Origin of the sequence: Coleofasciculus sp. (assembly GCF_046539235.1) — a bacterium.
Taxonomy (GTDB): Bacteria; Cyanobacteriota; Cyanobacteriia; order Cyanobacteriales; family Coleofasciculaceae; genus Coleofasciculus.
On record NZ_JBKHHI010000552.1, the window covers coordinates 1 to 3,607 of the forward strand.

The window sequence follows — 3,607 nt, forward strand, 5'->3', positions numbered from 1 at the left end:
CCTACGCCATTGGTTACCAAGCCCCTACGCCATTGGTTACCAAGCCCCTACGCCAATCCCCTATCCTGTCAACATTTTCCCATCAGCCAATAGGTTGTCATCTCGCCGCGCCCTTTAACCGCGATCGCACCTCGTTCCTGAAACTGGAATTTGTCCCGTAATCTCTGGTATGTCGTCTCTGTGACTTGTATTTTTCCCGGTTCTCCCGACGATTCCATCCGTGAGGCGACATTCACCGCATCTCCCCACAAATCATAGATAAACTTTCTAATCCCAATCACCCCCGCCACCACTGATCCGGTATTAATTCCAATCCGAATTTGCAACGACTCACTGTGTTCGGCTTGAAACTGAGTAATCGCCTGCTGCATATCCAACGCCATCTGCGCGATCGCTTCTGCATGATCTTCCCGCGGCTGGGGTAATCCCCCAACCACCATATAAGCATCACCAATGGTTTTAATTTTCTCCAAACCATGACGTTCTGCCAACTGGTCAAATGTGGAAAACATCTGATTGAGTAAATTCACTAATTCAATCGGTTTTAACCGCGCCGATAGCGGCGTAAACCCGACAATATCCGCAAACAGAATTGTCACATCATCAAAATGCTCCGCAATCGCTGATTGGTCTTGTTTTAGCCGTTCCGCAATCAGTTCGGGCAAAATATTCAGTAATAATTTTTCCGACTTTTCTTGTTCTAACCGTAATGCCACCTCTGCCTGTTTGCGATCGGTAATATCACGTGCCACCCAAATCACCGAATCATCGGAAAGCGGTGACAAATTAGCGGCAAACCAAATATCCTCTCCTGCCAGATTGATACAATACTCGATATTCACCGTACCTTGAGTTAACAAAGCCTCTCGAATACTATTGAGAATAAAATCTACCTGACTGGAATCAAAATATTCCAACAGCGTTGTTCCCAATATGTCCCCCGGAGATTTACACCATTTTCCTTTATTAGTAGGTGCTACCTTCAGACAACGACCCGAGGCATCCACCACCAGAACCATATCCGTCATCGCGGCAAAGAGTGCCTTCATTTCCGCCTCGGCTTTCTTCTGCTGCATCACTGGACCCAACTGCGCCGATACGACGGACACCAACTCAATCCAATTTTTATCATTTTGATGTTCTTCTGCCATAAAAAACATCAATACCGCTAAAACAGGGGCAGAGGTTTGAGGCGTCGCTGGTGCAACAATAGGTACAGCAAAGGCGGAGGTCAAACCACATTCAGTTGCTAATTTTAGTCGCAAAAACACATCATCGGATTCTGTGGCAATATCATTAATCCATTCCGGTTCACCGTGACACCAAACCCGTCCCGGTATTTCTTCTTCGGGTAAAAATGTTAGGGCTTCACTATACTCTCGGAATTGTTCCAGGGCGGTGGCGACATCGGGATCAAGTTCGGTCTGTTTGTAATACCAACGATGGCTACATTCTAATGCCATTCCGTCCGTCGCCGGAATCCAGACTTCGCCATAAATCCAGCCTGTGGTTTGACACACTTGATGCAGGGCGATTTCTAAGGCAGCTTGAAAATCGGCGGCGGCATTAATCGCTTGACTAATTGTCAGCAGTAACTCAACTCGTTGTTCAGCCTGTTTGCGTTCAGTGATATCATTAATTACTGCCAGTATGCATTCTTCTTCGCCAATGGTAATTAATTCTGCGGATAATAATCCCGTTCTCACTTGACCTGATTTAGTATAAAAATTAAACTCTTGCTCCCGAATAGCTCCTGTCTTTTGTAATAGGCTACGGATTCGGGTTCGTTCTTGGGGTTCAACCCAAAAATTCAGTTCAATGGAAGTATGAGCAATCACATCCTCTAGGTCATATCCAGTAATCTTGAGAAAGCTTTCATTTACCTCAATAAACGTTCCCTCAGCCAGAGTGGTAATCGTAATTGGGTTCGGGGATGAGCGAAAAGCCAGAGCAAACTTTTCTTCAGACAGGCGTAAGGCGGCGGTGCGTTGCTCAACTCGTGACTCTAACTCAGTTTGATTTTTTTCTAGGGCGGTAAAGAAAGAGTATAACTGTTGACTCATTTGGTTAAAGGATTGAGCTAAAATTTCGAGTTCATGCACCCGAACCGGAATTTTGCTATCGACTTTTACCTGTTGGTTAAATTTTCCCTGGGCAATTTTCGCCGCCGCTATGCTTAACTGGGTAATCGGCTGGGTAATCCGTCTGGCGGTGAAGATTCCTAACCCAGTTGCTACAACAAACGCCGCGAAGCATAAGCTAATCGTGGTACGGGTATTGTCATGGACTTGTTCCATGAAATCTGCTTCCGGTATCGCCACCACAATCAGCCACTCTAAGCCGTGATTATCCTGGAAAGGGGTGACTTGTAAATAATAGCGATCGCGGTTTAGATTAAAGGTTAGCTGTTGGCTTTGATTAATCTGGTCTAAGGTGTCAACGTTTTGGCTTAAATACTGCGCGGTTAATTGAATCAAGGGATCGCGGCTATGGGTGGCTAATAGGCGCTGTGTTTTATCACCATCCTGAATAAATCGCTGTTCTGAGGTAGAACTGGCAACCAATAACCCGGAGCGTTCGATAATAAAAGCTTGTCCGGTTTGCCCAATTCTTAAGTTGTTGAGAAATTGACTAATTTCTGATAGTAAAATATCAGTACCAACGACTCCTAATAATTTATCCTTGTCGTTGTATACCGGTTCAGCTAAGGTAATCCCTAACCGAGAATGACTAAACATGACATAAATAGGACTCCAAACCGTTTTACCTTTAAAAGCCGCCTCTTGATACCAAGGGCGAAGGCGAGGGTCATAATTAGTGCGACTATCTAGCAGTTGCTGACGATTTCCTTGGCTGTCGGTTGTGTAGGTATGAAAGTTATGGTTGGTTGATTGATCGGCAACTTTCAGCACTAAGCGGCTATCCTGGGTATAGCCTGCGCCAATATACTCCCCTTGCTCGCTGCCAAACTGAATGGTATTAATAGACTGGGTAATCTGTACGAGTTGCCACAGATAGCGCTCACTGGGCTGATCCTGAGGGAGTACCTGACCCCGACGCACCGCATTAGCGAGAACATGGTTGACTAGATGAGGCGTTTCCAGATAACTATCGACATGTTGTACGATGCGATCGCTAACCTCGGTCTGTAACTGCGTAACCAGATTGTCAACCGCCTGCTGTCCATTGCGAAAGGAGAGATATCCAGTCAACCCCACCGCCGCAAAAATCTGGAGCAGAAAGGGAACCACCAGAACCACGCGCAATGGCATCTTTTGACTGCGTTTAGCGCCTTTGACAAGCTGACGGGTAACGGTTGGCAGTAACATGGGTCAAGGATTACCTACATCGATAACACTGTATAAACTCGTCGATTTGATTCATCAGGTTTTCTGGCGTTGCATCATCAAAGCGAAAAGCTACTTCCTTTTGTACCAAAAACTTCACTATCCCTAAAGTATCGCTAAAGTGGATAAATCTCTGTCTTCCTAGACAAATGCCAAGTCGGGACTCCTCGATTGATTTTCCCAAAGGAATCCTATAGTATCTCTATTCAACAACCCTGACTTACTTCGTTGAAGTCAGGGATTGCCAGAGACAGGACTGG

1 protein-coding gene and 1 pseudogene are annotated in these 3,607 nt (G+C 45.7%); both read right to left on the bottom strand.

The features are described from left to right. Positions 1–68 precede the first annotated feature (68 nt). Positions 69–2,297 carry an adenylate/guanylate cyclase domain-containing protein gene (locus tag ACLFWI_RS28405; protein WP_446415719.1) on the bottom strand — a complete coding sequence of 743 codons (2,229 nt, stop codon included), beginning with the start codon at positions 2,295–2,297 and terminating at the stop codon, positions 69–71. 33 nt (positions 2,298–2,330) lie between these two features. After that, positions 2,331–3,329: pseudogene (locus ACLFWI_RS28410) on the bottom strand (cache domain-containing protein); the annotation flags it as partial. Between the last annotated feature and the right edge of the window lie 278 nt (positions 3,330–3,607).